This window comes from Flavobacterium humi (assembly GCF_004745595.1).
GTDB lineage: Bacteria > Bacteroidota > Bacteroidia > Flavobacteriales > Flavobacteriaceae > Flavobacterium > Flavobacterium humi.
Genome location: NZ_SRLH01000004.1, coordinates 437,542 through 463,336, shown reverse-complemented (window position 1 = coordinate 463,336; position 25,795 = coordinate 437,542). Strand labels below are relative to the sequence as shown.

Annotated in this window: 22 protein-coding genes and 1 tRNA gene; 8 read left to right on the top strand and 15 right to left on the bottom strand. The window is 39.2% G+C overall.

All coding sequences use genetic code 11. The annotated features are described in order from the left end of the window. Window positions 1-6: 6 nt before the first annotated feature. Window positions 7-636, top strand: a complete 630-nt coding sequence (locus E4635_RS09740; RefSeq protein ID WP_135526444.1) for an NUDIX hydrolase — start codon at window positions 7-9, stop codon at window positions 634-636. 6 nt (window positions 637-642) lie between these two features. Here E4635_RS09740 and E4635_RS09735 read toward each other — a convergent pair whose 3' ends face one another. Next, window positions 643-2,373, bottom strand: a complete 1,731-nt coding sequence (locus E4635_RS09735) for a M14 family metallopeptidase (protein WP_135526443.1) — start codon at window positions 2,371-2,373, stop codon at window positions 643-645. Between the two features lie 126 nt (window positions 2,374-2,499). Between E4635_RS09735 and E4635_RS09730 the strand changes: the two genes are divergently transcribed. After that, window positions 2,500-3,849 carry a DEAD/DEAH box helicase gene (locus E4635_RS09730; protein WP_135526442.1) on the top strand — a complete coding sequence of 450 codons (1,350 nt, stop codon included), beginning with the start codon at window positions 2,500-2,502 and terminating at the stop codon, window positions 3,847-3,849. 25 nt (window positions 3,850-3,874) lie between these two features. Here E4635_RS09730 and coaD read toward each other — a convergent pair whose 3' ends face one another. Together coaD and E4635_RS09720 are read right to left on the bottom strand one after the other, a co-directional pair. Continuing rightward, entirely contained in the window at window positions 3,875-4,330 is a 456-nt protein-coding gene (coaD, locus tag E4635_RS09725; RefSeq protein WP_135526441.1) for a pantetheine-phosphate adenylyltransferase, read from the bottom strand. After that, complete coding sequence (locus tag E4635_RS09720) at window positions 4,327-5,307, bottom strand: D-alanine--D-alanine ligase (RefSeq protein ID WP_135526440.1); 981 nt, start codon at window positions 5,305-5,307, stop codon at window positions 4,327-4,329. The genes coaD and E4635_RS09720 overlap by 4 nt, the downstream gene beginning before the upstream one ends. Window positions 5,308-5,504: 197 nt before the next feature. Between E4635_RS09720 and E4635_RS09715 the strand changes: the two genes are divergently transcribed. The 4 genes from E4635_RS09715 to E4635_RS09700 all read left to right on the top strand — a co-directional run bounded on the left by E4635_RS09715 (window position 5,505) and on the right by E4635_RS09700 (window position 9,019). After that, on the top strand, window positions 5,505-6,116 hold the full coding sequence (locus E4635_RS09715) for a PASTA domain-containing protein (protein WP_135526439.1): 612 nt from the start codon (window positions 5,505-5,507) through the stop codon (window positions 6,114-6,116). 4 nt (window positions 6,117-6,120) lie between these two features. Beyond that, window positions 6,121-7,164, top strand: coding sequence for an RluA family pseudouridine synthase (locus tag E4635_RS09710; RefSeq protein WP_135526438.1), 1,044 nt, complete (start codon window positions 6,121-6,123; stop codon window positions 7,162-7,164). 112 nt (window positions 7,165-7,276) lie between these two features. Beyond that, the gene (locus E4635_RS09705) at window positions 7,277-8,305 is read left to right on the top strand and encodes a M28 family metallopeptidase (RefSeq protein WP_135526437.1); all 1,029 of its coding nucleotides are present in this window, start codon (window positions 7,277-7,279) and stop codon (window positions 8,303-8,305) included. A gap of 105 nt (window positions 8,306-8,410) precedes the next feature. Continuing rightward, window positions 8,411-9,019 (top strand): hypothetical protein, encoded by a 609-nt coding sequence (locus tag E4635_RS09700; protein WP_135526436.1) that lies wholly within the window; start codon window positions 8,411-8,413, stop codon window positions 9,017-9,019. Between the two features lie 43 nt (window positions 9,020-9,062). On the opposite strand, the gene E4635_RS09695 is transcribed toward E4635_RS09700, so the two are convergent. The 5 genes from E4635_RS09695 to E4635_RS09675 form a co-directional block, all read right to left on the bottom strand. Next, window positions 9,063-10,568, bottom strand: coding sequence for a S8 family peptidase (locus tag E4635_RS09695; protein WP_135526435.1), 1,506 nt, complete (start codon window positions 10,566-10,568; stop codon window positions 9,063-9,065). A 174-nt stretch (window positions 10,569-10,742) separates the two neighbouring features. Further along, window positions 10,743-10,816 (bottom strand) — tRNA-His (locus tag E4635_RS09690). 64 nt (window positions 10,817-10,880) lie between these two features. After that, window positions 10,881-11,597, bottom strand: coding sequence for a bacillithiol biosynthesis deacetylase BshB1 (gene bshB1 / locus E4635_RS09685; RefSeq protein ID WP_135526473.1), 717 nt, complete (start codon window positions 11,595-11,597; stop codon window positions 10,881-10,883). A gap of 2 nt (window positions 11,598-11,599) precedes the next feature. Further along, entirely contained in the window at window positions 11,600-12,658 is a 1,059-nt protein-coding gene (locus E4635_RS09680; RefSeq protein ID WP_135526434.1) for an isochorismate synthase, read from the bottom strand. 2 nt (window positions 12,659-12,660) lie between these two features. Next, window positions 12,661-13,086, bottom strand: a complete 426-nt coding sequence (locus tag E4635_RS09675) for a hotdog fold thioesterase (RefSeq protein ID WP_135526433.1) — start codon at window positions 13,084-13,086, stop codon at window positions 12,661-12,663. Window positions 13,087-13,207: 121 nt separating this feature from the next. On the opposite strand from E4635_RS09675, the gene E4635_RS09670 reads away from it, so the two are divergent. After that, window positions 13,208-14,797, top strand: a complete 1,590-nt coding sequence (locus tag E4635_RS09670; protein WP_135526432.1) for a choice-of-anchor Q domain-containing protein — start codon at window positions 13,208-13,210, stop codon at window positions 14,795-14,797. A 1,357-nt stretch (window positions 14,798-16,154) separates the two neighbouring features. Here E4635_RS09670 and E4635_RS09665 read toward each other — a convergent pair. The 4 genes from E4635_RS09665 to E4635_RS09655 all read right to left on the bottom strand — a co-directional run bounded on the left by E4635_RS09665 (window position 16,155) and on the right by E4635_RS09655 (window position 21,403). Continuing rightward, window positions 16,155-17,276: an AI-2E family transporter gene (locus E4635_RS09665; protein ID WP_135526431.1), complete on the bottom strand. Its 1,122-nt coding sequence runs from the start codon at window positions 17,274-17,276 to the stop codon at window positions 16,155-16,157. 1,353 nt (window positions 17,277-18,629) lie between these two features. Further along, on the bottom strand, window positions 18,630-18,794 hold the full coding sequence (locus tag E4635_RS15740) for a hypothetical protein (protein WP_169630236.1): 165 nt from the start codon (window positions 18,792-18,794) through the stop codon (window positions 18,630-18,632). Between the two features lie 20 nt (window positions 18,795-18,814). After that, a complete protein-coding gene (locus tag E4635_RS09660) occupies window positions 18,815-19,540 on the bottom strand; it encodes an imm11 family protein (RefSeq protein ID WP_135526430.1) in 726 nt (241 codons plus the stop codon). 3 nt (window positions 19,541-19,543) lie between these two features. Further along, window positions 19,544-21,403, bottom strand: a complete 1,860-nt coding sequence (locus E4635_RS09655) for an AHH domain-containing protein (protein WP_135526429.1) — start codon at window positions 21,401-21,403, stop codon at window positions 19,544-19,546. Window positions 21,404-21,927: 524 nt separating this feature from the next. On the opposite strand from E4635_RS09655, the gene E4635_RS09650 reads away from it, so the two are divergent. Then, complete coding sequence (locus E4635_RS09650; RefSeq protein ID WP_135526428.1) at window positions 21,928-22,149, top strand: helix-turn-helix domain-containing protein; 222 nt, start codon at window positions 21,928-21,930, stop codon at window positions 22,147-22,149. A 232-nt stretch (window positions 22,150-22,381) separates the two neighbouring features. Here the strand turns inward: E4635_RS09650 and E4635_RS09645 are convergent, their stop codons facing one another. The 3 genes from E4635_RS09645 to E4635_RS09635 form a co-directional block, all read right to left on the bottom strand. Beyond that, a complete protein-coding gene (locus E4635_RS09645) occupies window positions 22,382-22,924 on the bottom strand; it encodes a hypothetical protein (RefSeq protein WP_135526427.1) in 543 nt (180 codons plus the stop codon). Between the two features lie 948 nt (window positions 22,925-23,872). Beyond that, window positions 23,873-24,847, bottom strand: a complete 975-nt coding sequence (locus tag E4635_RS09640) for a hypothetical protein (RefSeq protein WP_135526426.1) — start codon at window positions 24,845-24,847, stop codon at window positions 23,873-23,875. Window positions 24,848-25,009: 162 nt separating this feature from the next. Beyond that, on the bottom strand, window positions 25,010-25,654 hold the full coding sequence (locus tag E4635_RS09635) for a hypothetical protein (protein WP_135526425.1): 645 nt from the start codon (window positions 25,652-25,654) through the stop codon (window positions 25,010-25,012). Window positions 25,655-25,795 lie beyond the last annotated feature (141 nt).

Below are 25,795 nucleotides of genomic sequence, written 5' to 3'. Positions count from 1 at the left end.
GTACAAATGTATAAAGTTTTTGTGAACGACAAGCCACTTTTCCTGACAAATGAAATCAAAAAAGAAACTGATTTCAAATTTTTCCTGTTGGAAAGTGCCGATATCAAACAGTTAATAATTAATTTCTTTCAGAATAAAATACAGAAAGCGTATTTGTACCATCCTGACGAGAAAGAGATTATGAAAACGCTCAAGGCCAAAATCCCTGTCAGCAAGGCCGGCGGCGGATTGGTATACAACAAAAACGGGGAAGTCCTTTTTATTTTCAGGAACGGAAAATGGGATTTACCCAAAGGCGGCACCGAAAAAGGGGAAGAAATCGAAGATACGGCCATACGGGAAGTCGAGGAAGAAACCGGCGTCAACAAACTTACCATTACCGACAAGCTGCAAAAAACCTATCATGTATTCAAGCGCAACGGCGTGTACAAACTCAAAGTGACGCATTGGTTCGAAATGCACACCAAATTCGAAGGGACACCAAAAGGGCAAATCGAAGAAGGAATCGAAAAAGTGGCCTGGCTCAATCCTGAACAGGTTACCGAAGCCCTCAAGAATTCCTACGAGAACATCAAATTATTATTCCAGGAAGAAAAAGTCCAGGCACGGGTGCAGCGAACCGACGCCGGAAAATAAATATTTTTAGCGTACCAGGCGGTACACCGGATAATTCAGGTGCGCTTTTTCGTAATAAGGCGAATTCTTATACACCCAGTCCAGTTGCGCCGCAGGGTTTTGGGAAAAAGCGGCATCGTTTTTTTTCTTTTCCTCCAATTGTAACCGCACGGAAGGGTTTTCCTTTAAAAATTTGGCCGCCAGGTCTTCAAAAACATAGTCCGAATAGCCTTCCTTCTGTTGTAGGATCGTATCGAAAAAATTCCAGTTAAAGAAAGAATCAATGGCTTCAGGTTCTAATGTTTCGAGTAAATATTTTACGGCATCCTGTGTTGTCAAAAAAACGTAATCCCCTTTGTGGAAAAGGATTTTTTTAACCGATTTCGAAACTTTGGTATTCCTGTGCAAATAATGGCCTTCGTATGCATTGGAACCCGTTTTGTAATCTTCAATCCTGTAGGTTTCCACTGCTATTAACGTGTCTTTTTCCAAAACGGAAGAAGTACAGCCGTTCCATTGCAGCAAATCAATGACTTCCCATTGCGATTTTGGGATGATATAGGCTTCAGGAATAACCACTTCCTGCACCGGTTTGTAATCAGGGTAAAAACTGATGGCTTTATTGTACGGTTTTGTTTCATCATAAAACAGCCTGTTTCCCGAAGTCACATCGCTCTGCTTATACCCGCCTTCATATCCTAAAAAAGCCATTTTGGTTACTTTTGCCGAATCCAGCTCCCATGCTATTGGGTAACGGTCTTTTGGTTTGAATTGATGGGTGTTTTTCTCTTTTATGCTCTTTAATAATCCGGCGTTTGCATCCACATAATTCATTGTGCTGACCATAAATTCGTAGGTGGCGCGCACTCTTTTGGAATAATCCTTGAGCATATGTGTTTCCACAACATAGCCGGCCGTATTGAACAGAGACGTATAGCCTGTGGCATATCTTGGCGAATCCACAAACTGCGGAAAGCCTTTTTCCGGCGTACCGTCCCAGACATTTACATACGGTGTCGACTCGATTTTCTTCTTTTTCAGGTCGGCAACAATGGCAGGTGTCATCTTTTCATTTAAAAAAGCACCCAAAGAAGCACCCAATTTATTATGCTGTGTTTGGATATAAGTTAAAGAATACTGATAATCGGCGCCGTTGCTGACATGGTTGTCAATAAAAACATCCGGATGCAGTTTGTGGAAAATGGCAGCAAAACTTTTGGTATTCCGGGTATCGCTTTTGATAAAATCCCGGTTCAGGTCAAAATTCCTTCCGTTGCCACGGAAACCATATTCTTCGGGCCCATTTTGGTTGACACGCGAAGTCGAATTCCTGTTTAAAGCACCTCCAATATTATATACCGGGATAGTTACGATTACTGTATTTTTAGGGATTTTTATTTTGGCTGTAGCCAAATCCCGGAAAAATGACATCGTGGCATCAATCCCATCGGGTTCCCCGGCATGGATTCCGTTATTGATCAGGATGACCGCTTTATCCTTCTGCAGTGTATTGAAATTAAAGTTCTGATCGGCACTGAAAATCACGATATGCAATGGTTCCCCGCTATCGGTAAGCCCCATCTGTTCCATTTTTACAGAAGTAAAATCCTTATCGAGCATCTCATAATACAAAATAACTTCTTTGTAAGTGGCTGACTGGTTGCCGTTTCCTTTTTCAAAGAAAGTAGCATATTTGGACTGGGTCTGTGCTACAACAGCAGCGGAAAGGAATACGAATACAACACTGAAAAATCTCATGGTAGAAGCTTGAAAAATAGAAACCCAAATATAATTATTTTGAACCTCCCGGCCTTGTTTTGGAATTGATTTTCTAAAAACGCTTCATTCCTGCCGGATAAACCCAAATTCATTTACCTTTGCCGCATGAATAACAATCACCATTCCAACAACATTTTGCTCAATTTAGGGATTGAAAGCTTAAATGAAATGCAGGAAACTGCTCAAAACAGCATCTTAAACGAACCGAATATCTTATTGCTTTCGCCAACGGGTTCCGGAAAAACACTGGCGTTCCTGCTGCCCGTTTTCGAGATACTGCAAGAAGAAATCAATACGGTACAGTGTTTGATTTTAGTGCCATCACGAGAATTGGGGCTGCAGATTGAGCAGGTTTGGAAAAAAATGGGGACTTCCTACAAAATAAATGTATGCTACGGCGGGCATTCCATCGAAACGGAAATCAAAAACCTGAGCAACCCACCGGCTGTCCTGATTGGAACTCCTGGAAGGATTGCCGATCATATGGATAGGGGCACTTTCAAAACCGATACTATTACAACCTTAGTCCTTGACGAATTTGACAAATCATTGCAATTGGGTTTCCACGAGCAAATGTCTTTTATAATGGGCCGTTTGACAAAATTACGCAAGCGTGTCCTGGTCTCTGCCACATCCGATATCAAAATTCCTAAATATACCGGAGCCTCCGACCCAACCGTTTTGGATTTTATCCCTACGGAAGAAGGAGAAAAGGCCAATCTTTCGATGAAAATGATCGTTTCAGAAGAAAAAGACAAAATCAAAAGCCTGTTTCACCTGATTTGTTCTCTCCAATCAGAAGCTGCTATTATTTTTTGCAATCATCGGGATGCGGCCGAAAGGATTAGCGACGAATTGATTCAAAGAGGCATTTATGCCACCTATTATCATGGAGGAATGGACCAGGAAGAACGGGAACGCGCCCTGATCCAGTTCAGGAACGGAAGCATCAGTTACCTGGTTACTACCGATTTGGCTGCCAGGGGATTGGACATACCTGAAATGAAACATGTCATCCATTACCATTTGCCTTCAAAAGAAGACGAATTTACGCACCGCAACGGAAGGACTGCCCGAATGCAGGCTTCGGGAACGGCTTATATTATTGTTCACGAGAGTGAAAAAAAATTAGACTACATCAATTACGGAATGGCTGTCTTGAAAGTAGATGAAGCCTCTACCCTACCCAAACCGCCAGAATTCCAGACCATATATATCAGCGGCGGCAAGAAAAACAAACTCAATAAAATCGATATTGTCGGTTTCTTTTCCCAAAAAGGGAAACTGGAAAAAACCGATCTGGGATTAATTGAAGTAAAAGATTTCATATCCTTTGCCGCGGTAAAATCCAAAAAGGTCAAGGATCTTCTCCAAAACATCCGCAACGAAAAAATGAAAGGCAAAAAATTCAAGATTGAAGTGGCCCGGAAAGTAGTCAAAAAAACGGAAGAATGATTTTTATGTAAAAATGCAGCTGCTTTTATTTTGTCCTGACGGCCTCAGGTACCAAAACTTTATAATCCCCGCCATTACGGATCACATCCCGGACGATACTGGAACTTATATACGAAGTATCGGCTGCCGTGAGCAGGAAAATGGTTTCTATCTTAGACAATCTCCTGTTGGTATGTGCAATAGCTTTTTCAAACTCAAAATCGGCTGGATTGCGAAGGCCCCGCAAGATAAATCCGGCATTTAGTTTTTGGCACAATTCAATGGTAAGGCCTTCATAGGTAATAACCGAAACGGAAGGTTCGTCTTTGAATGTTTCTTCTATAAACCGTTTGCGCTCCTCGAGTGAAAACATATATTTTTTTTCGGCATTGACGCCAATGGCAACGACGATTTCGTCAAAAAGAGGAATGCTCCTTTTGATAATGTCCAGATGGCCTAAAGTGATAGGATCGAACGACCCCGGAAATATAGCTTTTCTCATAATGGCGAGTTAAGGGCTAATTCGATAGCGTTGGTAAACAAATCCGTTAACGGGATCCCGGCTTCGCGGGCCTGCTGCGGAATAAGGCTTTCAGTAGTAAGCCCCGGAATGGTATTCATTTCCAGCATGTGCGGTTCTTCGTTTACGATTATGAACTCACTTCTGGAAAATCCTTTCATTTTAAGGACTTCATAGGCTTTTTTGGCAATAGCACCCACTTTTTGGGTCATTTCCGCTGAAATCCTGGCTGGCGTGATTTCCTGCGATTTCCCTAAATATTTGGCTTCGTAATCGAAGAAATCATTCTCGGAAACAATTTCAGTGATGGGCAGCACAACCACTTCCCCTTTATAATTGATTACACCTACCGAAACTTCTGTCCCGTCAAGGAAACTTTCTATAATGATCTCATTGTCTTCTTTATAGGCAACTTCAATGGCAGGAAGGAATTCTTCCTTTGTATGTACTTTGGAAATCCCGAAACTCGAACCCGATTTGTTCGGTTTTACAAAACAAGGCAAACCTACTTTATTTAAAATCGCTTCCTGGTTGATGGCATCTCCCTGGTTCAGGTAGAAAGAAGTGGCCGTTTTGATCCCGTAAGGTTTCAGCACCGAAAGCAGGTCCCGTTTGTTGAAGGTCAGGGCTGCCTGGTAATAATCGCAGGATGTCTGTTTAAGACCGATAAGCTCAAAATAGGCTTGCATAAGGCCGTCTTCCCCGGGAGTGCCGTGTATGGCATTGAAAACTGCGTCGAAAACAATTTTAGTACCATTTACCGTAACGGAAAAATCGTTTTTATCAATAGGGAATTCTGCCTCATTGTCATCTACATATACCCATTTTTCCTTAAAGATATGGATGCGGTACCCTTTGTATTTTGCTTTATCTAAGTTTTGATACACTACGTTTCCGCTGGTCAATGAGATTTTATATTCACTGGAGTAGCCTCCCATGATAATGGCGATGTTTTTCATAAAGGTATTTTGGTTTCGTATTCTAAAATTAGCCCTGATGGAAGTGGAAATCCTTTTGCTTTTTCCTTTAAAAAGCGAAAGATTGGAACGAACAGCAGGAAATAGCTCCTAAAAAAGCTTTTGTCAAACAAAATTATCATTTTTTTTCAAATGAAACCACATTACAATTTTTATATCTTTGCAATAAATGATATTTTATGAGTTTACAAAAGTTCCTACTTAGTTTTACGTTTGTCAAGCAACTGGCTTTGGCTTTGCTTATTGTATTTGCGTCACTTTTCCTGTTTATGTATTGGATTGGTTTTACCACTAACCACGGCCAGGAAATTACTGTGCCCAACTTAAGCAAAATGACGCTTGAACAGGCGGAAGATAAACTCGACGAACTGGATTTGGATTACGAATTGCTGGATACCGTAGATTACAACGCCGCTTTCCCGAAACTGTCAATTGTCCAGCAAGACCCGAACCCGGGCGCCAAAGTGAAAAAAAACAGGGTCATTTATGTCAAGATAAATTCAACCGGATATGCCAAAGTGCGCATTCCTGACCTGATCCAGAAAACATACCGCCAGGCTGTGCCTACCCTGACCGCTTTGGGCCTTGAGGTTGGCGATACAAGCTATGTGCCTAATTTGGCCAAAGACATGGTACTGGAAATGAAACTCAACGGAAAACCTATAAAACCTGGCCAGCAGGTACTGAAAATGTCTAAAGTGGATTTGATTTTAGGAGACGGAAAAGTAGGCTTTAATGACGAAGACCTTGATGAGATGAACAACGAACCTGCAGATTCAACCAGCAATTAAAAGAATGAATACCCAAAATCCAGAACACGACCTAGACGAAGAATTATTTGAACATTATCGTTTTGTAGCGGCAAAAGGGCAATCTATTTTGCGTGTGGATAAATTTTTGATGCAACTCGTCGAAAATGCCACCCGGAACAAGATCCAGCAAGCCGCCGAAAAAGGGAATATTTTTGCCAACGGCGTCCCTGTAAAATCAAATTACAAGGTAAAGCCTTTTGATGAGATAAAAGTCATGCTCTCCCATCCGCCTTTTGAAAACAGGGTAGATCCCGAAAATATCCCACTGGACATTGTGTATGAAGACGATGCCTTATTGCTGATAAACAAACCGGCAGGATTGGTCGTGCATCCGGGGCATGGAAATTATACCGGGACATTGGTCAATGCACTGGCGTACCATTTTGAGAGTTTGCCGATGAACAGCAGCGAGCGTCCGGGCTTGGTACACCGGATAGACAAGGATACTACCGGGCTTTTGGTAATTGCCAAAACCGAACAGGCGATGACCCATCTGGCAAAACAGTTTGAAGAAAAAACGTCCGAAAGGGAATATGTTGCCATTGTTTGGGGGAATATCCAGCAAGATGAAGGCACCATTGAAGGAAATCTGGCCCGGCACCTGAAAGACAGGATGCAAATGGCCGTTTTTGCCGATCCTGAAATAGGGAAACCTGCCGTTACGCATTATAAGGTACTGGAGCGTTTTGGTTACATCACAGTCGTTTCGTGCATCCTTGAAACCGGAAGGACACACCAGATCAGGGCACATATGAAACATATCGGTCATCCGTTGTTCAATGACGAGCGTTACGGAGGCCATTTGATCCTGAAAGGAACCACTTTTACAAAATACAAACAATTTATAGAGAATTGCTTCAAAATATTGCCACGCCAGGCGCTCCATGCCAAAACATTAGGATTCGAACATCCCGTAACCAAGGAATTCATGCGTTTTGATACTGAATTGCCGCAGGATATGAAAGAATGTATCGATAAATGGCGGGCCTATTCCAAATCGAATTCATTAGAAGAAGAGGAAGATTAAAATACCCTAAGGAAGCCTGTTTACTGACAACGGGATTGTAAATGTTAATTTAATCCTATAAAATTTGGATATAAACCAGTATTGGTTATATTCGTTCTACAATACCTATTCTATGAAAAGTAAAATTATTTTATCCGCAATTGCCGCGCTTACCCTGAACAGTTGTTCGAGCAAAAAAGATACGGTTGCAAAAACCCCTGCTGACATTACAAAATACATGAATACCATTTCTGCCGAAGAATTGAAAGCACACCTGACTGTTGTTGCTTCCGATGAGATGGAAGGCCGTGAAACAGGTTCAAAAGGGCAAAAAAAAGCAGGCCAGTACCTGATCGAAACCTATAAAAACAATGGTATTTCTTTTCCGAAGGGAGCCACGAATTATTATCAGAAAGTCCCGGCGGAATACATGAATAAGGTAAACAGTGAGAAACTGGAAGATTCTGAAAATATTTGGGCTTTTATTGAAGGTTCTGAAAAACCGGAAGAAATCTTGGTTGTTTCGGCGCATTACGACCACGTAGGAATGAAAAACGGCGAAATCTACAATGGTGCTGATGATGACGGTTCCGGGACTGTTGCGCTGCTGGAAATTGCCCAGGCTTTTCAACAAGCTAAAAATGAAGGTTTCGGCCCGAAACGTTCCATCCTTTTCCTGCATGTCACCGGAGAAGAACATGGCCTGCACGGTTCCCGTTATTATACGGAACATCCTTTGTTCCCGCTTTCAAAAACAATTGCCGATGTGAATATCGACATGATTGGCAGACGCGACGAGCTTCATAAAGACTCCAATAATTATGTGTACATCATTGGTTCCGATTACCTTTCCACAGATTTGTACAAAGCTTGTGAGGAGGCTAATAAGAAATTCGTCAATATCAACCTGGATTACAAATACAATGACCATAATGACCCGAATCGTTTCTATTACCGTTCCGATCATTATAATTTCGCAAAACACAACATCCCATCGGTATTTTTATTCAATGGCGTTCATGCGGATTACCACCAACCTTCGGATGAAGTCGATAAAATAGAATTTGGTGCTTTGGCCAAAAGATCAAAACTCGCCTTTGTCATTGCCTGGGAACTGGCCAACCGAAAAGACAGGCCTGTTGTGGATAAATCAGGAAATTAAACGCTTAATAATCTATCAAAATTCTCAGATTCTTGTATTCTAACCTTTAATATAAAAGAGCTATAAGAGTTTAAAAAAACGTTAAAACTCAAATGTGTTGAAATTATGCAAACATTAAAGCAAAAGAAAATTTTTCATGAAAGGGAATTTAAAATTTTAGGCTCAAAATTACTCTATAAAGAAAAAATAATTGGGAAAAGCGATTTTGAAGCTATAATTTCTTTTGAAGACTTATCGATTTATAAAGCTTCACATGAAAATTCAAGTATGTTTTTTGCTATTGCTTCCTGTATTAGTATGTTTTTAGCTTTCATAGGTTTTCTTTCGAGAAATGATAAAGATACTGATCCTGATGTTTGGATTGTTTTTACTGCTATAGGGATAATTTTGTTACTTATTTTTCTCTTTAAAAAAGAAAAATCATGGAGAATAGGATTACTTAGTAATAATACTAATGTATTCATCTATAAAAAAATTCCAAATGAAGAAATCGTCAATAATTTTATCGAAAATATATTTTCTGCCAGAAATAAATATCTAAGGGAAAATTATTATATGATTTTGGATAAAAACCTTAATTATGAAGATCAATTTAAAAATTTAAAATGGTTAAAGCACATTGAAGCCATTTCCAAAGAAGAGTTTGATGAAAAATATAAGGAATTGAAGACAATCTTTAATTACGATAAAAAATCAATAGGCTTTGAAAGATAAAGTAAAAGGGAAATCAGATTTTGATTTCCCTTTTTCATTTTGATTATTGAACCGCTAAAAAAGCATTGACATTTCCATAACCGTATTCCGAATTCCTGTTAGGATACAAACTTGCCGATTGCCGCATTTTTGTGAGCACCTGTTCCCTTGTCCAGGTAGGGTTTTTGGCCCAAACCAAGGCCGCAATACCGGCTGATGTTGCCGTCGCGACTGATGAACCGCCTACATAATCGGTTTGGCTGTCGCTGTAATTATTCACCGGAACGGTATTTCCTGATGAAGCCCTTTGCATGACAACCGTAAATTCAATCTTGCTTCCGGAATGGCAAACGTCGCATTTCTGCATTGCCCCTTCCTTTACTCCCGTTACCGCAACTGTTTCTGCCATCCAGGCCGGGAAAATCACTCCTACGAAATTAGTAAAACTAGTCGAGGTCCCTCCGGCACAAAAAATCAGTTTTCCTTTGCTGTAAGCGTATTTGATTCCGTCTTCTATTTTACCAACAGAAAAAATATGCCCCATAGACATGGAAATGATTTTTACATCACTCCTATTTCCCAAAGCCGTAAAAGCGTTTTTCACACCATTCTGTTCGTGATAGCCTTCCACCACCACATTGGCAGCCGCCCGGTAGGTAACCACATTGGCGTTATAGGCAACCCCGACAGGCATTCCGTTATCATTCCTTGGTGCCGATGCTACCGAAGCCATGCTGGTCCCGTGGCCGCACTGATCATTCGGGCCATCCGTTGAAGTGCTCCAAGGCCAGATAGAATCAACGTACGTTCCATATTTCTGGATTGTCCTTCCGGTAGAAACACCATCATTGAAATTAGCACCCAAAAGCGTTTGATTCGGTGAAACGCCCGTATCTACAATTCCGATGGTAATCCCTCTTCCTGTACTGTAATTCCATGCCGATGGGATGTTATGCTGGTAAAAAGCCCAGGGAACTTTCGCATTTGGCGTTACTGTTGTGTAATCGGCTGCGTTCAATGCTTCCGGGTCGTAACCGCAGCCGGAACTGGAGCTGGAATCCGATCTTTCATTGGAAGAAGCATTGGCCATATACCGGTAATTGGCCGGCTCGATGTAGCGGATATACTTGCTTCGCCTCAAGGCAATTACGGTCTCTTGCTTTTTTATGACAACATCGATCAGGTTCAAATAGGCATCGGAGGAAATGAGTATTTTATCAAGGCTTACTCCTTCATACTGCATTAAGATGGCTGTCAGTTCTTTTTGGATCTTTTGATTGTTGGCAGAGCGGCTTCTGTCGTAATCGTTTTTGGATTCCCCGAAACCTATGGTAGCAATGTCTTCTCCCTGGACAATAGCACTCCAAATCAAGTGGTTGGAAGATGCTGCCCAATTGAATGATCCCTTTGAATGTAGGGCCTCATTTATTCTCCCGTTGATTTCCTGGGGCGTTAATGGTTTTTCCTGACTAGGATCAATAGTGATTTCCTGGTCAACTGCAGTGTCTTTAGAACATGAAGTAATAAACAACAAAGCAAAAATCGATAATTTAAAAAGTTTTTTGGTCATGGTTAATTATTTTTTAAGGTTATTCCTACTAATTTATAAAAAATAATTAATACCATGCTGATTTTAAGCAATTTAAATAAATCGAATTTATATTAAATCTGCAGAATCTTAAAAACGGAAAGTATACAAACAAAAAAAAGCCCCGAATTACTTCGGAGCTTTTACCCTATTAAGGGTGGCTGACCGGGTTCGAACCGGCGACCCGCGGCACCACAAACCGCTACTCTAACCAGCTGAGCTACAACCACCATTTATTTAACGAGTGCAAATATATTGCAAAAGTTCAGTTCTGCAAAGAAAAAAAGAAAAAAATTATATCAAATCATCTAAACTATTGACTGCCAAATACCTTTCGGCAGTAAATCCTTCCGCATATTCAACCCCTATCAACCGGCCTAAATCCTGAGCCCTGTATTTTACGCTGTCCAGGAAGTTTTTCGAAGTTATGGGTGTCTCGGGTTCGTTGGTTTTCGGGTTGTAAAATTGAGAATCGTAGGCCATGATCGCTTTCGTTTTGATATCCATAAAACCGGTTACGTCTACGACAAAATCGGGCTCGATATTTTTCCATTGGATATAATGGTATACCAATTTGGGCCTCCACGGATCCTGAATGTTTCCGTTTAGGCTGGTTTCGATTTTCAGCAACCCGGAAAGGAAACAGGCATCGGAAACCAATTTACTTCCTTTGCCGTGATCGATATGCCGGTCGTCAATGGCATTGCAAAGGACGATTTCGGGTTTGTATTTCCGGATCATCCTGATGACTTCCAGCTGGTGCTTTTCATTGTTTTTAAAGAACCCATCCCTGAAGTTCAGGTTTTCCCTGACAGCTATGTTTAGGATTTTGGCAGCATTCCCGGATTCGGTATCCCGGATTTCAGCGGAACCGCGTGTTCCCAATTCTCCTCTTGTCAGGTCAATGATCCCAACGGATTTCCCCAGTGAAACCTCTTTGGCAATAGTACCGGCACAGCCCAATTCAACATCATCGGGATGCGCCCCAAAGGCAAGTATGTCTAATTTTATCATTATAGTATTCGTTTCATTGTTTTTGATTTGTTGACCGTTTCCTCCCATTCTGCTTCAGGGTGGCTGTTTTTGGTAATGCCGCAGCCCATGTAGAGATGCGCTTTGTCTTTTTCGAGTTTCATGCACCGAAGGTTGACATAAAAATCCGAAGCCATTTCATTTGTATTGAAATCATGGTTGAGTTCGCCTAGGAAACCCGTGTAATATTCCCGGTCATAGCCTTCGTTTTCCAAAATGAAGCTTTGGGCCACCAGTTTGGGCAGGCCGCAGACCGCAGGCGTCGGATGCAGGATATCAATTACTTTCTTCAGATTGGAATGGGTATTGAGGACCCCTTCGATATCTGTCTTAAGATGCAACAGGTTCCCGGCCCTTGTGGTATACGGGCTGGAAAAAGTCATTTCCGAAGTAATGTCCTTGAGGTTTTCTGAAATAAAATGAGTCACGAATTCCTGTTCTTCCCTTTCCTTGTTTTGCCAAAAGACTACATCATTGCCCTGGAAAGGCTGTGTCCCGGCCAAAGCCATCGTATTGAATTTATTTTCTTTGGCATATAATAATTTTTCGGGAGTGGCACCCATCCACATGCCTACTTTGGGATGGAACCAACAGTAACAGAATGCTGTGGAATATTGTTGGAGCATCCTTTCAAAAACCGCTTCCAGGTCGAATTCAGGCAAAGCTATGGCTTCGGACCTGGAAAGGACTACTTTACTGAAAAGTCCCTGATCAATAGCATCGATACCCTTTTGGACCAATGCCATAAAGTGTTCCTTGTCATGGGAATCAGGCTGGATTCCGGCAAAATCCTCATCGCTTGCACTGGCCAAGTGGGGCGCGGCAAATTTTACCGACGAGAGTTCCAAAGGAAAGACAATCACGTCCCCATTGCGGAAAGGAGCAAAAACAAAACCCTTTTCATGGAAATCTTTAGAAAAATACAAATGGTCGTTCTCCTGAAAAAGGCCGATGACCGTTTTGGAATTCGGTTTCCGGTACAAAACAAAAGGCAAATGCTGCTTCCTGTGCTGGTTTACTTTATCAAACAGAGAGTTCATAACTATTTTTTTAGAGGTAAAACAATATTGGTCAGCTTGCAGATTGAGATCATCAAGTCTTGCTCGTCTACGATTTTAATTTCCCATAAATGGACCAAACGCCCTTTATGGATCATTTTGGCGGTAGCAAAGACCTCACCTGCCCTTTTGCTTTTGACATGGTTGGCTGAAATCTCGATACCCCGGACTTCTTCGGTTTCACGGTTGACGAACAGCATGGAAGCCGCGCTGCCTACACTCTCGGCCAAGGCTACCGTAGCACCGCCATGCAACAATCCCATGGGTTGGTGGACCGTTGGGTTGACCGGCATTTTAGCTACCAGGAAATCAGGGCCGACGTCTATAAATTCTATTTGGAGGGTTTGCATCAGGGTATTTTGACACATGGTATTAAACTGGCTTAAAACCTCTTCTTTATTCCAAGTCATAATTCGTTTTTTGTCTTCCAAATTTACAAAAATTAGGTTTACTTCTTTTTGAATTGCAGAATAAAAAACAAATTAGCCCGTTAATACATTTTTCCTTATTTTTATCCAAAAAAACAACCAAATGCGCCATACCTTCCTATTCTTTCTTATTATTACCTTATCGCTGGTTTCCTGCCGTAAAGATTTTGATACCATTCCTAGCAAAGGACAGCTGGAGTTTTCCAAATCGACGGTGTACCTGGATACCGTATTTACCAACGTGGGTTCGAGTACCTATATGCTGAAAGTATACAACCGCAGTAGTGATGATATTACGATCCCTAGTATTGCTTTGGGGAAAGGGGCCAATTCCAAATACAGGCTGATGGTAGATGGCATGACGGGACAAGACGGAAATGACCCGGATAATATTGGCGATGGTAAATTCTTTGAGAATGTAGAATTATTGGCCCATGACAGTTTGTTTGTCTTTATTGAGGAAACAGCTGATATTGCCGATGCCAACCCGGCAGATATGCTCTATACCGACCAGATCCTTTTTGACAGTGGTTCGCTGCAGCAGAAAGTGGATTTGGTGACCCTGATCCAGGATGCTGTTTTCCTATACCCGGAAAGGACTCCTGACGGGAACGGCGGTTATATTTATGAGCATTTGCAGATAGGGTCTGACCCGGGCAATACCATTTACGGTTTTTTCCTGAGCCATACAGACCCGATTAATGGGGATGAACTTCATTTTACAAAGGACAAACCTTATGTCATATACGGATATGCGGCGGTCCCTCCCAACGAGACCCTTATTATAGACAAAGGGGCCAGGATCCATTTTCATGACCAGGCCGGGATTATTGTGGCCAATACCGGAAGCATACAGGTAAATGGCGAGGCGTCGGCTACGGATGCTTTGGAAAACGAAGTTATCTTTGAAGGAGACCGGTTGGAACCGGGCTTTTCGGATACACCCGGACAATGGGGGACTATCTTATTGACGCAGGGAAGCACCAACAATATTTTCAACCATGCTACTATAAAAAATTCTTCGGTAGGGATATTTATACAGGGACAGGACGCAACAACGGTACAAATCAAGAATACGAAAATCTATAACTCTGCAAATGTGGGGATTTTGGCACGGACCGGGAAAGTAAGCGGTGAGAATATCGTAATCAATAAAGCGGGACAATTTGCCCTGGCCTGTACGTTGGGCGGAAGCTATGACTTCAAACATTGCACTTTTACCAATTACTGGACAGGAAGCTCCAGGCAATCGCCGGCGGTTTTGCTGGACAATACTTTTAATGACGGCACAACGCTGTTTGTGGCAGACCTGGTTCAGGCCAATTTTGCGAACTGTATTATATTTGGTTCCAACAATATAGAAATCGGGTTGAATAAAAATGCATTGGAGGATTTCAACTATAACATCCACCATTGCCTGATCCGTTTTAATGATTCGGGCAACCAGTTCAGCAGTAATCCGTTGTATGATTTTGCCGATACACCTGCCAATCCGAACAATAACGTAATTAGTTATTACCTTACTTTTAATGATCCGAAATTTAAGAATACGGCAAAAAATGACCTGCATATCCAAACGGGATCTGCCGCTATTGGCAAAGGAGATACTGCAATTGTTGTCCCGACTGATGCTGACGGCAAGCCAAGAACCGCTTCACCGCCGGATGTGGGGGCTTATATCGTGACTCCGTAGTACTTCTTTTTTAGCTTATACAGCAGCGCAATGGCATTCTAAACGGATGGTGTTGCGCTGTTTTTGTTGGAGGTATTATGAGGTTTCCTGAAGGTGTGCTGCAATGGTACTGTACTCTAGCTGCACTCTAACTGCACTTTAAGTGCAAGTAGTAGAAATGGGAAATTGGGGTTTATTAGGTTATGCACCCTATCGCAAAACTTCTTTTTTCTTGTACTTTGTCTTGATACAAACCGAAGTATGAGGTTCAGCGAACACAAATGAAAATGAATGTTTAGTGAGCTAAAGTACCAAAAATCAAGCCTGCAAAAACAAAAGCGCAAAAACTACCTTGAAGCTCCGCTCCGCGTCCCGAGCCGCTCGTCGTGACCTCCTCGGCTTCGCGGAACGCTGCCACTTTGCTTCTTCGTTGTTTTTTATGCTTTTCTTTTTAAGGGCGTAGTGGAGGGCTTGGAAAGATTGGGGAGATTATTCCTTGATCGGGATGACAAGTTTAAGGCGAAAGATTGTGTATAAAGTAAAGCTATTCGTAATCTTGTCATGTTGACGAAGGAAACATCTCTGCAAACCTCTTTTCTCTTGTACTTTGTCTTGATGCAAAGTACCAAAAATCAAACCTGGTTGTTTTTTACTTAAAATCTACGGAAGGATTTTCCTATCGGGAACCTGGCCGCTCGTCGTTACCTCCTCGCTTTTTGGTTCCCTCCCTTCTGCCAGCGCGTAAATACTTCCTTGATTTTTTGCGTAAAAAACAAAAGGGCGTAGTGGAGGGCTTGGAAAGATTGGGGAGATCCCTCCTTCGTCGGGATGACAAGTCTGGGGTAAAATTTATGCGTAAACTAAAGCTATTCGTAATCTTGTCATGCTGACGAAGGAAACATCTTCGTTAGCTTTTCTTTTTCCTTGTACTTTGTCTTGATACAAAGTACCAAAAATCAAACCTGATTGTTTTTTACTTAAAATCTACGGAAGGATTTTCCTATCGGGAACCGGGCCGCTCGTCATGCTTCCTCGCTTTTTGGTTCCCTCCCTTCTGCCAGCGCGCAAATACTTCCTTGATTTTTTTGCGTAAAAAACAAAAGGGCGTGGTGGAGGGCTTGGTAAGATTGTGGAGATCCCTCCTTTGTCGGGATGACAACTTTGAGAATAATTTACTAACACAGTTTTTACCGCAACGTTTGTCATGTTGACGAAGGAAACATCTCTGCTTGATTTTATACAAAAGGCGGGGTGGAACTTGGAAAGATTGTGTTTTAGTTTGCGGATTAACCAATTAGCTAATTAAGACATTGGCTAATCCGCTTATTTAGATCATCAATCCCATTATAACTTTCTTGACTCTTGCTTCTATATTTATTCACTTTCCTACATCTTTTTCGGCAATTGCCTTAACTCCTCTTCTTTTCCACTGGAAGGATTTAGGCAGGTCGTCGCCTAAAAGGTAACCCCACGCCTGCAGGCCTTCTACCCTGTCGAAAATTACTTTCAGGATAGCCATTAAAGGTATGGCAAGGAACATGCCCGGTATTCCGGCAATGGCACCGCTTATGATGATCCCCACTATTGTGGCAAGCGAATTTATTTCTACTTTGGAACTGACCACCAAAGGCACCAAAAGGTTGTTGTCTATGAATTGCACCAACAGGTTAACGACTATGATGCCAATGATGATGGAAAGGTCGGAAGAGCCTGTAAGCGAAGCGATGATACTGAGCAATCCGGCGATGAATATGCCCAGGTATGGAATCAGGTTTAAAAGCCCTGTGATAACCCCTAATAATATGGCATATCTGACTCCGATTACCCAAAGGCCTAATGTTGTAAGGCCGGAAACAATCAATAATTCGAGCATTAATCCTAAAATATAGCTTTGGACCGAAATTTTTATGGTATTGATGATATCCTGGAGTTTTGCATGGTGCTTTTCGGCAAATAACTTGCAGGCGAATACTTTAAAGTGGTTCCTGTATAATAATATCAAAAACATATAAACGGGAACAATTATCATACTCATCAGCAGATCGGTCATGGAAAGCAGCGTAGTCCCGATGATTTGTTTACCGGCTCCTTCCGGAGAGCTTGTGGCATCCCGCATTAGTTTATTTTGCTCTTTCGTGCTTAAATTGAAGGTGTCGCTCACATACGACTGGATATGGTGGTAATGCTCGTTGAGATTGTGTTTTATCTGATCCCAGTCTTCTGCCATGACGGCAATTTGTGTAGAGATGAAATAAAAGATCCCTACAAAAAGCAGTGCAAACAACAGTACGCTAAAAAGGCAGGCGGCGACATTTGGCACGTGCAGCCTCCTGGCCAGAAAGGCTACCACAGGCCGCAACAATATGGCAAATAACAACGCGATAAGCAATGGGGAAATAATACTTTGGCCTATAAAAAAAAGGTATCCCAGCCCAATGATTATAATCAGCAGGCAGGCAAATTTGGTTATAAAGGATACGTTTTGGTTTAGTATTGCCATACATGTTCTTTATGTGGGTTGTTATTGCTAATGTAAGGTCTTTGAAGGGGAAAGGGGTTATAAGATTTTGGGGGATTTTTATAAGATTTGAGGGGTGTTTTATTTTTCTTTTGATACAAACTTCTTGTACTTTGCCTTGATTCTTATCTCTTTTCTTTTGCCTTGATGCAAAAGAAACAAAAAATCAAGTCTTGCATTCTCGGCGGTCAGATACGTCTTGCATCCTAAAAGAAATGAACTCGCTTCGCTCAGACAACATTTCTTTTTACGGACACTTCGACTTTCTGACGCTCGCCTGCGAATACTAGGACGAAAGAAGGGCTTGGAAAGATTGCGCAACGTTTGTCATTCCGACAAAGGAGGAATCTATGCAAACTGATTTCTTGATTCTTTCTTTTGCCTTGATGCAAACCGAAGTATGAGGTTCAACCTGATATTCATTTGTGGCAAAATTTTTTGAAATTATTTTTTTGCCACAAAAGTTGTGGCAATTTTTTCTGTTGTATTTTTTTTGCCACAGTTTTTGTGGCAAAATTATTTGGGATTATTTTTTTGCCACAAAGAAAATACTAACAGTAGTTTTACTTGAAAAGATTCCTCCTTTGTTGGGATGGAAAATGTTGCGCAATCTTGTCATGTTGACGAAGGAAACATCTCTGCAAACCTCTTTTCTTCTTGTACTTTGTCTTGATACAAAGTACCAAAGATCAAGCCTGCACAGCACAATCCTGAAAACTACCGCGCCATTCCGCTCCGCGTCCCGAACCGCTCGTCGTTCCGACTCGACTATGCGGAACGCTGCCGCTTCATGACTTGTTGTTTTCTACGGATTATGCTGTGAGGGCGAAGTGGAGGGCGTGGAAAGATTGGGGAGATCCCTCCTTCGTCGGGATGACACTTTGAGAATAATTTATTAACACAGTTTTTACCGCAACGTTTGTCATTCCGACGAAGGAGGAATCTTTTAAAACTTATTGTTTCTATTCTCTCTTTTCTTTTGTCTTGATGCAAAGTACTAAAAATCAAGCCTGCACAGCACAATCCTGAAAACTACCGCGTCATTCCGCTCCGCGTCCCGAACCGCTCGTCGTTCCGACTCGACTATACGGAACGCTGCCGCTTCATGACTTGTTGTTTTCTACGGATTATGCTGTGAGGGCGCGATGGATTGTGGGAAAGATAACGTGGAAAGATTGGGGAAGCTTACCTCTTTGTTCTTTGTTCTTTGTTCTTGACTCTTTGTTCTTTGCTCTTTGCTCTTTTGTCTATTTTCTTTGTTCTATTCTATTACGATTATATAAAAAAACTCCAAATGAATTTCATTTGGAGTTTTTAAATAATCTCCTTACTTAACTAGTAAGTGCTATTGCCTTCGATCAGTTTGATGATTTTCCGGTACAGGTGGATGAAGATAAAAATCATGACCACAATTAAACTAATACCCAATAAATCAAAAAGTGTATTGGTAATAAAAGTGATATCATTGACAGTTGCCCTGCTTATTAAATTTTCTTGCATGATATTGTAGTATTACAATTTTAAATTTTGCCATATATTTTTTCTCTTTCGCCGTTTTTACCTAGCCATTCATTAATAGACAATCCCACAGGTTGGAATTCAATTCCAGTGCAATTGGCATCCTCAATTTCTTTTTTCAGCTTTTCAGAAACAATATACTTAATTCCTCCTTCAACATTACTCAATATAAAAAAATCATCCTCTATATCATTATTTAAATAAACATTATTTATTGTAATTATTCCCCCCTTTTCTTTATAAAAATTTAGTGAGTTCATAAAATCATCTAACGAGTTAATTTCTAATGTTTTTCTTTCTGTTCCTCCTCCCTCTTTTTGAATACGAGCGCTTATTGTACTTTTATCAAAATCAATGAACCCCATATTAAAAGCATATGGATGTATTATCCAATATTTTTGGATTTTCTCATTTTTATAGATTACTGGAGATTCAAAAAATTGGCATTTACCATGAGAATACTTTTCAAGTATGTGCATTAACTTATCGCTAGTGAGTAATTTCAAACTAAACCCTACACAACTAGCGTTTATTAGGTCTGTTAATTTTGCTTTCTTCTCTAATATTGCATTCGAAGTTATCGGCTCAAAATCAATCTTTACAAAATCAATTCTATCTATGAATTTTGGATTTTCCCAAATATCGCAATTATGAACTGCATTTATTACTTGATTGTAATCACCTACAATTTTATTGTCAAGAGAATTATTTATACTATAAAAGTTCATTACTTAAAAAATTAATTGATTAATTGGTGTATTAGGATTATTCAAAATGGCTGTTCTAATATCATGGATTAAATTTGACAAACCATTATATGCTTGCTGTGGAGTCATATTTGCTCCGTATTGATTCCTTATTTCCATCAACCTATCTACAACTCTTTGGTCATAAACTGCATGACTTCCATTATGAACTGCATTACTTAATGGTATCCCATTTAAAGCTTCGTTCATATGAAAACCATATTTAGCTGCTTTCTGTACTACTTCGTTTGTTTGTTTTGCCCATGGTATCAGATGATGCGCCTGCCTAGGGTCCACACTTGAAGCGGCCATTCCCAATACTTTCCGCAACTGCTCACGCTGACCAAATGTAAGAAATCCATTCTTTATTTTCCATGTCAGTTTTACTTTTGTAGCTACGGCATACACAGTCGGAACGGTTGAGCTTACCTTAAGAGCAGATTTTGTACCCGTTGCTACCCATCCTGTAATGGGAATTGCACCGGCATAACTTAAAACAGCATTTAAATGATCCCCTTCAACGGTATAAATAACGCCATTGATTAAATCAGCAGGTTCCCCAATAACCGGCGCCAATCCGAAGAGATCGAGAACCGCATGCCCTAAATCTCGGAAGGTTTCCTTAAATAATTTCGCTTCGCTCCATTCTGGATATATCGATTTTAAAACATGGTATTTTACTATTAAGTCGGTTACCAAAGGATCGTGAATATCTTCATTTGACAAATCCAAATCAACATACGGGTCTATCCTATTGAGGAAATTAGCATCTAACGAATAGGTTTCATACTGCCCTCTTTCCAGTATTAGAGAAATTTTTAAAAGATTCTTGCCATCAGCCTGGTTGGCTTCTTCCATGGCCAGGTCAATGGCATCTTTGGCAAATGCTTTTTTACTCCCGGCATAATTGGTAAGCCATAAATAATTGGATATTTCCTGTGCTGCATCGGCATTTGCTATAAGCCATTGTTTTTGCTGGGCGGATAACAGGTTATAAAAAGCATTGTATTTTACCATGGCTTCTTCTTCCGACAGGTACACTATGGAAGTATATATCGGGCTACCGCCAGTATTCGTATTCACACCACCAGTGCCACCGGGATTTCCTGTGCTTGTACCGGGATAACTCCCACCGCTGCCATTACCACTACAAAAGGTTACTACAAATGTTTGTGTGCAATTCTCTCCAGCGGCATGTATTGAGACACCAAAATCACACATCCAAACCGAATTACACATTACTTCAGCATCATCCTGGGTTTCAAAAATGGAGGAATCAAAAATGATTTCCCTGGTTTTGGTCGTACCGCTAAAACTAAAAGAATGGTGTTGCTTGTTGTAAATAGTTTCTCTATCGGGAAAATACTGGGTGATATAGGCATTAATAGAATCGTTGCCGTTTACTTTGACAATCAGGTTTTCAAAGTAACCTTCAGTATCATACCGCCTAACGATTCCCATGGTATACGTAGTAACATTACCAACTGTAATTTCCTTGATTGTTGTGGAATCTATCGCAAAATCATCATCCTTAACCGGAGCATTTCTATTCTTAAAGGCTTTACGTTTCTTTACTTTATCTGTAAACGAATGATACGCTTTGTTGAATTTCGGCTGTTTGATGATTTCGTTAAAGGAATATTCCTTTACGGACTTGTTGGGAGGAGAGATTTCCTCATCATTTTTCTCGCAACTAAAAAATGTAATGGTTATAGCTAATAGGACAAAAAGGCGGTACAGCTTTCTTGATTTGGAAGCTGTTTTAAGGTGAAAAACGGCTGATAAGCCTGTTACTAAGGTATGACAAAAAGCCTTACCGGTTTTGAATACTGAATTTTTATTCATAGTATTGGGTTGGTTAAATGAAACAATCGTTTTGTTTTGCTTGGGCTTCCTAACGAGTTTGGCGACGAGGTAGGAAGTCTTTTTTTAAATTTGTCGTTGCCAGGAGGCACGACGAGCAATCTCTTATATAAGAGTGGCGTTGAGACTTTACTTTACTGTTTATAGCATAGGCATTTCGGTTTAAGGGTTAAACATTGTGTACTGCGAAACCCAAACGTGAAGTATGCTTTGAAGTAAGGAAGTATATCGCATAAAAAAGGCGCGGAACCCATCTTACTGCCTTAGAGGTACTGGTATACCATTGCAACAATAAGTGAGCCCACGCCCTAAAGCGTGAGCATCGTACTTATCATCCCGTTGCAAAAATTACCAGTTTCCTAAGGCGAGATTCAAAGCGAATGCTTCAATATTGTTTTTGAAGAATCGCAAAAATATATATTTTGAGGTAAATATAGGAAAATATTTATTATTGCGGATTTCAATCCGAATTATTTTTTTTATTTAAGAGTTCATTTGCATTAACTATGATAGAAGCAAATCGTAAAATAGTTAATTATATAGCAAATGAATGGATTAGCCAGGCTAAGTCCCAAAGGTCTTTTGCATTGGATCACGGAATAGATGAAAAAACGGTCCGCAGTATCAAAAATGACGAAAATTATAAAATAAGCTTAGATACGATTATAAAGATTTGTGAAGCTAGGAATATTAGGCTGTCGGAGTTTTTTAGATTATTGGGTTTATAGAGAAGCTGGGAGCATCTTTTTGCTTTAAGGTATTTATACACAAAAAACTCAGATAACTTCTTTAATATCTATTACCAGAATGGATTAAATTCAATGTATATCATAACGTGGCTCGGTGACAATAGCGGTAAATTAAGAAAAAATATTACGCTGAAAAAGCTTCATCAAACCATTAAGTCTCCGGCACAGGAAATAATGGCTATTCCCAAAAAATGCTGTTACAGCTAGCGGGTTATTCTAAATCTAACTCTTTTTTTATAGTCTGACTTTCATTTTTTCTGTCTGATTTTCTTCTTTCAGATTTTTGTTTCTGTATATACTTATTGATGTTTCCAATACACATTTCATATTCTGCAAAATATGAACCTTGTTTAATCATTATACCATTCATAGGACAGGTTTCATAACCACAATTGTGTTTTGAGTATTCTCCAAAATTTTTATGCCTGATTCTTTTTTGGCGCAATATTTTTTCTTGATTTTCTCTTATTTTTCGCCACATTTCTTCTTTGTCCCCGTTTGTTAGTTCTAATCCTAAATTTTGAACTTTTATATAAGTCCAAGGATCTTTTATTTGAAGAAAATCGAATGTTTTTTGAAACCAACGATTGGCAAAATCCCGAACTTGAATTTTTTCCTCTAAAGTTATTTTTTCATTCTCAATGAGAGAACGATAAAGACCTAAAGTATTGAAATCGGTATAGTTTTTATGATTTTCAATATAAAAGATGTATTCTTTAAGATTCAGACTATTAAATTGTTTTCCGATTTCCATAGTGTTCTTTTTAAGATAAACGTAATTTTCGTTTTGCTGGTAACTTTCCTAGACTTGATACAGTAGTGAAGCTAGCAAACGGATTATTTCTGTTAAAGATAAAATTTTCGTGAAGAAAAACGTCAAGTCGATTAAGCCATTTCACCAAACAGTTTCCATAAATAGTAATATTAATTCAAATCATCATGTTGAAGTATATTTTTAGAGTCCACATTAGCTAAGAATTCGGCATTAAATCATTTGACTATTACTGAGTTTAATAATTTAAATGATGGACTAACTCATGAATCTTTTTAAAAGAAAATTTTTTGTGGCAAAATTTTTTGAAATTATTTTTTTGCCACAAAAGTTGTGGCAATTTTTTCGCGTTGAACTTTTTTGCCACAAAAGTTGTGGCAAAATTATTTGGGTTTGTTTTTTTGCCACAAAAACAAGCAACACAACTTTAGATATCAAGGTTAAAACCAGTATAAATACGTAATAGTATTTTATAAAATAATTGTTTATTTGAATAGAGATATTATCTTTCTACCGACAAGGATGTAGAAATCAAATTGTATATCTATTCCATATATCAAACGATAACAGCTGGTGGAATTGTGACAGTCATTAATAATGCAAGACAAATTTTTGATGCCGGCAATGGAATAGGGAATTACAACTTTTCAGCTAATCCGAATAAAATTATAAATGCCGGCGAAGTTTTAGCCATTAGTATTAAATCAAAAATAGTACGCCTAGAAAAGTAATTTTAGAGGGAACTTTGACTTATTTGGCTATTTAAAAAACCTTGTCATAATCAGGGTTTATGAGGGTTTATTTTATAAGTCTATATCTATTTGGTGTCATCTAGCATAAATTAAGTTATCATATATATGCTAGATGACACCCCTTTAAATTTAGCCTAAATTCTCAATTTCTTAAAACGGCTGTTAGCAGTAGTATTTTTTATTGTTTTTCAAATTCAAATTTATGGTCTTTGTCCAAGTAATCTTTAAAATCCTCTCTGAAATATGTTTGATATTTTATATCATCAGGCTTAAGCTTTCTCCAGAAAAGCTGATTTTTGATAACATCTCCATATTCAAAAAAAGTTATATTGAACTTACCTGTTTCTATGTTGTAACTATTCAGCTCAACAATGTAACAACGTTGTAATTGTAAATGATTATCAACGAAATTTGGATTGATAGCTAAATTTACACCTTTCATATTTGATTGAACGCTCGGGTATAACAATATGTCAGTATTATAATTATGTTTTGCAAAGATTTGTCTATGAGCTAGCGCAGCAGAAAATGAATAGTTATTATCGCTAATGAATTGAGTGTCGAGAAACTTCATAAATTCAGCAATTCCATCTTTCTGCGTTTTACTGATTTTTACTCCACTTGTTTTGAATGGTTCATGGATTTTATTAATTTTTGCTTTAGCAAGAACAGCGAAATTATTTTCTGCATGTAAATCACTTTGAAGGAAATTTTCAAATATTAATCCTTCTTCAGGATTATTAATTTTCCACGAAGAAATACAAAATCGTTTACCTGAGAAATTACCATTTCTGATTACCTCTATTAATGCTGTAATTGGATTGTTTGAGCCATAAAAAACAGGGTGTTTAGGGAAATTGCATCTGCCAAATTTTGTAATTGAAGGTGGTGGATATGAGTGTTCAGTAAATAAATTTATATTATTAAATGAATCGACTTCACGAACCCTAAATATTCCGAATGAAAACTCTTTATGTTTCAACGGCATTAAATAATTAAGGATAAGACCAAGTTCGGAAGTAACAATTTTATCAAACTCTTCAACGAATTTGTTTATCTCTTGACCTTCTTCATATTCTGGCCATTTCAACTGCTCGAATTTTTTTATTGCCTTACGAACTTTTGATAAGTTAGGAAAATCAGATTGTTCCATTTAAAGATTGGGTCTTAATATTACTGCTAACGTCACGTCGGCTTTTCGAGGTTGCGAACTTCGTAACCGAGTCCTTTCGGCTAAGATAAAATTTCTTGCGAAAGATAAACCTGAATTTACCATATAATTCGCAATCTCGCAAAACCGCTGTTATATGCAAGTTTAATTTATATTATATTTTAATTTTAACCTTTCATCTAACCTTTTCATAAGCCCAAAAACAAATTTAAAATATTCAAAAGCATTTTCTTTCGCAAACGCGTCCATTTGCATATCTTGGAATATTGGAATTGATTTATAATTCAAATAAATTTCTTTTATATCACTTGGATTTGAGAAAGTCGCCTGAAAAACTTGAGTTTTATCGGGCAAATTTTTTAAAATTTTACTTGGGTCAGAGTGTGAAAATCCATTTCTCATAAGCTCTCTGATTGTATCAAATAAGATATTCTTTTCATCTTCAGTAATCAAGTTTTCTTTTTTACACAATTCTATTGAATTTCCTAATTGTTTAGTACCATATTTTTCATTTGGTCCCGAGAAAATATCGCTCCAATTTTCAATAGGTATTTGTCCAAGTCCAGCTTCATTATAAATTAATGCAAGTTTTAAAACTCTTTCTAGAACGTTATTTGTCAAAGTTATAGATGCTCTATAGAAGCCAAGAATAAGACATTTGTTGATTTCGAAAATTGAAGTTCCTAATTCAGGATAAGTGTAAAAATTAAAATCGAAGAACTCGGCATGAGTTTCAAAGTTTTTATTCAAACTTTCTATAAAGGCTTTCTCAAAGATTTCTTTTTCCATAATCTAGGTTGAAAACTTGCATATAACGTCTCGCCGGCTTTATCAAGTGATGGATTTTTTATTATTGATGTTTACAAATATACCGAAAAGTTAGAAAGAAAAAACCTCACTTCGAAGAAGAACATTCACTCATTCCTCTAA

Excerpts from the sequence above, each read along its gene's own strand:
- E4635_RS09740 (WP_135526444.1), top strand. The coding sequence starts at position 7 with ATGTATAAAGTTTTTGTGAACGACAAGCCACTTTTCCTGACAAATGAA.
- E4635_RS09735 (WP_135526443.1), bottom strand. The coding sequence starts at position 2,373 with ATGAGATTTTTCAGTGTTGTATTCGTATTCCTTTCCGCTGCTGTTGTA.
- E4635_RS09730 (WP_135526442.1), top strand. The coding sequence starts at position 2,500 with ATGAATAACAATCACCATTCCAACAACATTTTGCTCAATTTAGGGATT.
- coaD (WP_135526441.1), bottom strand. The coding sequence starts at position 4,330 with ATGAGAAAAGCTATATTTCCGGGGTCGTTCGATCCTATCACTTTAGGC.
- E4635_RS09720 (WP_135526440.1), bottom strand. The coding sequence starts at position 5,307 with ATGAAAAACATCGCCATTATCATGGGAGGCTACTCCAGTGAATATAAA.
- E4635_RS09715 (WP_135526439.1), top strand. The coding sequence starts at position 5,505 with ATGAGTTTACAAAAGTTCCTACTTAGTTTTACGTTTGTCAAGCAACTG.
- E4635_RS09710 (WP_135526438.1), top strand. The coding sequence starts at position 6,121 with ATGAATACCCAAAATCCAGAACACGACCTAGACGAAGAATTATTTGAA.
- E4635_RS09705 (WP_135526437.1), top strand. The coding sequence starts at position 7,277 with ATGAAAAGTAAAATTATTTTATCCGCAATTGCCGCGCTTACCCTGAAC.
- E4635_RS09700 (WP_135526436.1), top strand. The coding sequence starts at position 8,411 with ATGCAAACATTAAAGCAAAAGAAAATTTTTCATGAAAGGGAATTTAAA.
- E4635_RS09695 (WP_135526435.1), bottom strand. The coding sequence starts at position 10,568 with ATGACCAAAAAACTTTTTAAATTATCGATTTTTGCTTTGTTGTTTATT.
- E4635_RS09680 (WP_135526434.1), bottom strand. The coding sequence starts at position 12,658 with ATGAACTCTCTGTTTGATAAAGTAAACCAGCACAGGAAGCAGCATTTG.
- E4635_RS09675 (WP_135526433.1), bottom strand. The coding sequence starts at position 13,086 with ATGACTTGGAATAAAGAAGAGGTTTTAAGCCAGTTTAATACCATGTGT.
- E4635_RS09670 (WP_135526432.1), top strand. The coding sequence starts at position 13,208 with ATGCGCCATACCTTCCTATTCTTTCTTATTATTACCTTATCGCTGGTT.
- E4635_RS09665 (WP_135526431.1), bottom strand. The coding sequence starts at position 17,276 with ATGGCAATACTAAACCAAAACGTATCCTTTATAACCAAATTTGCCTGC.
- E4635_RS15740 (WP_169630236.1), bottom strand. The coding sequence starts at position 18,794 with ATGCAAGAAAATTTAATAAGCAGGGCAACTGTCAATGATATCACTTTT.
- E4635_RS09660 (WP_135526430.1), bottom strand. The coding sequence starts at position 19,540 with ATGAACTTTTATAGTATAAATAATTCTCTTGACAATAAAATTGTAGGT.
- E4635_RS09655 (WP_135526429.1), bottom strand. The coding sequence starts at position 21,403 with ATGAATAAAAATTCAGTATTCAAAACCGGTAAGGCTTTTTGTCATACC.
- E4635_RS09650 (WP_135526428.1), top strand. The coding sequence starts at position 21,928 with ATGATAGAAGCAAATCGTAAAATAGTTAATTATATAGCAAATGAATGG.
- E4635_RS09645 (WP_135526427.1), bottom strand. The coding sequence starts at position 22,924 with ATGGAAATCGGAAAACAATTTAATAGTCTGAATCTTAAAGAATACATC.
- E4635_RS09640 (WP_135526426.1), bottom strand. The coding sequence starts at position 24,847 with ATGGAACAATCTGATTTTCCTAACTTATCAAAAGTTCGTAAGGCAATA.
- E4635_RS09635 (WP_135526425.1), bottom strand. The coding sequence starts at position 25,654 with ATGGAAAAAGAAATCTTTGAGAAAGCCTTTATAGAAAGTTTGAATAAA.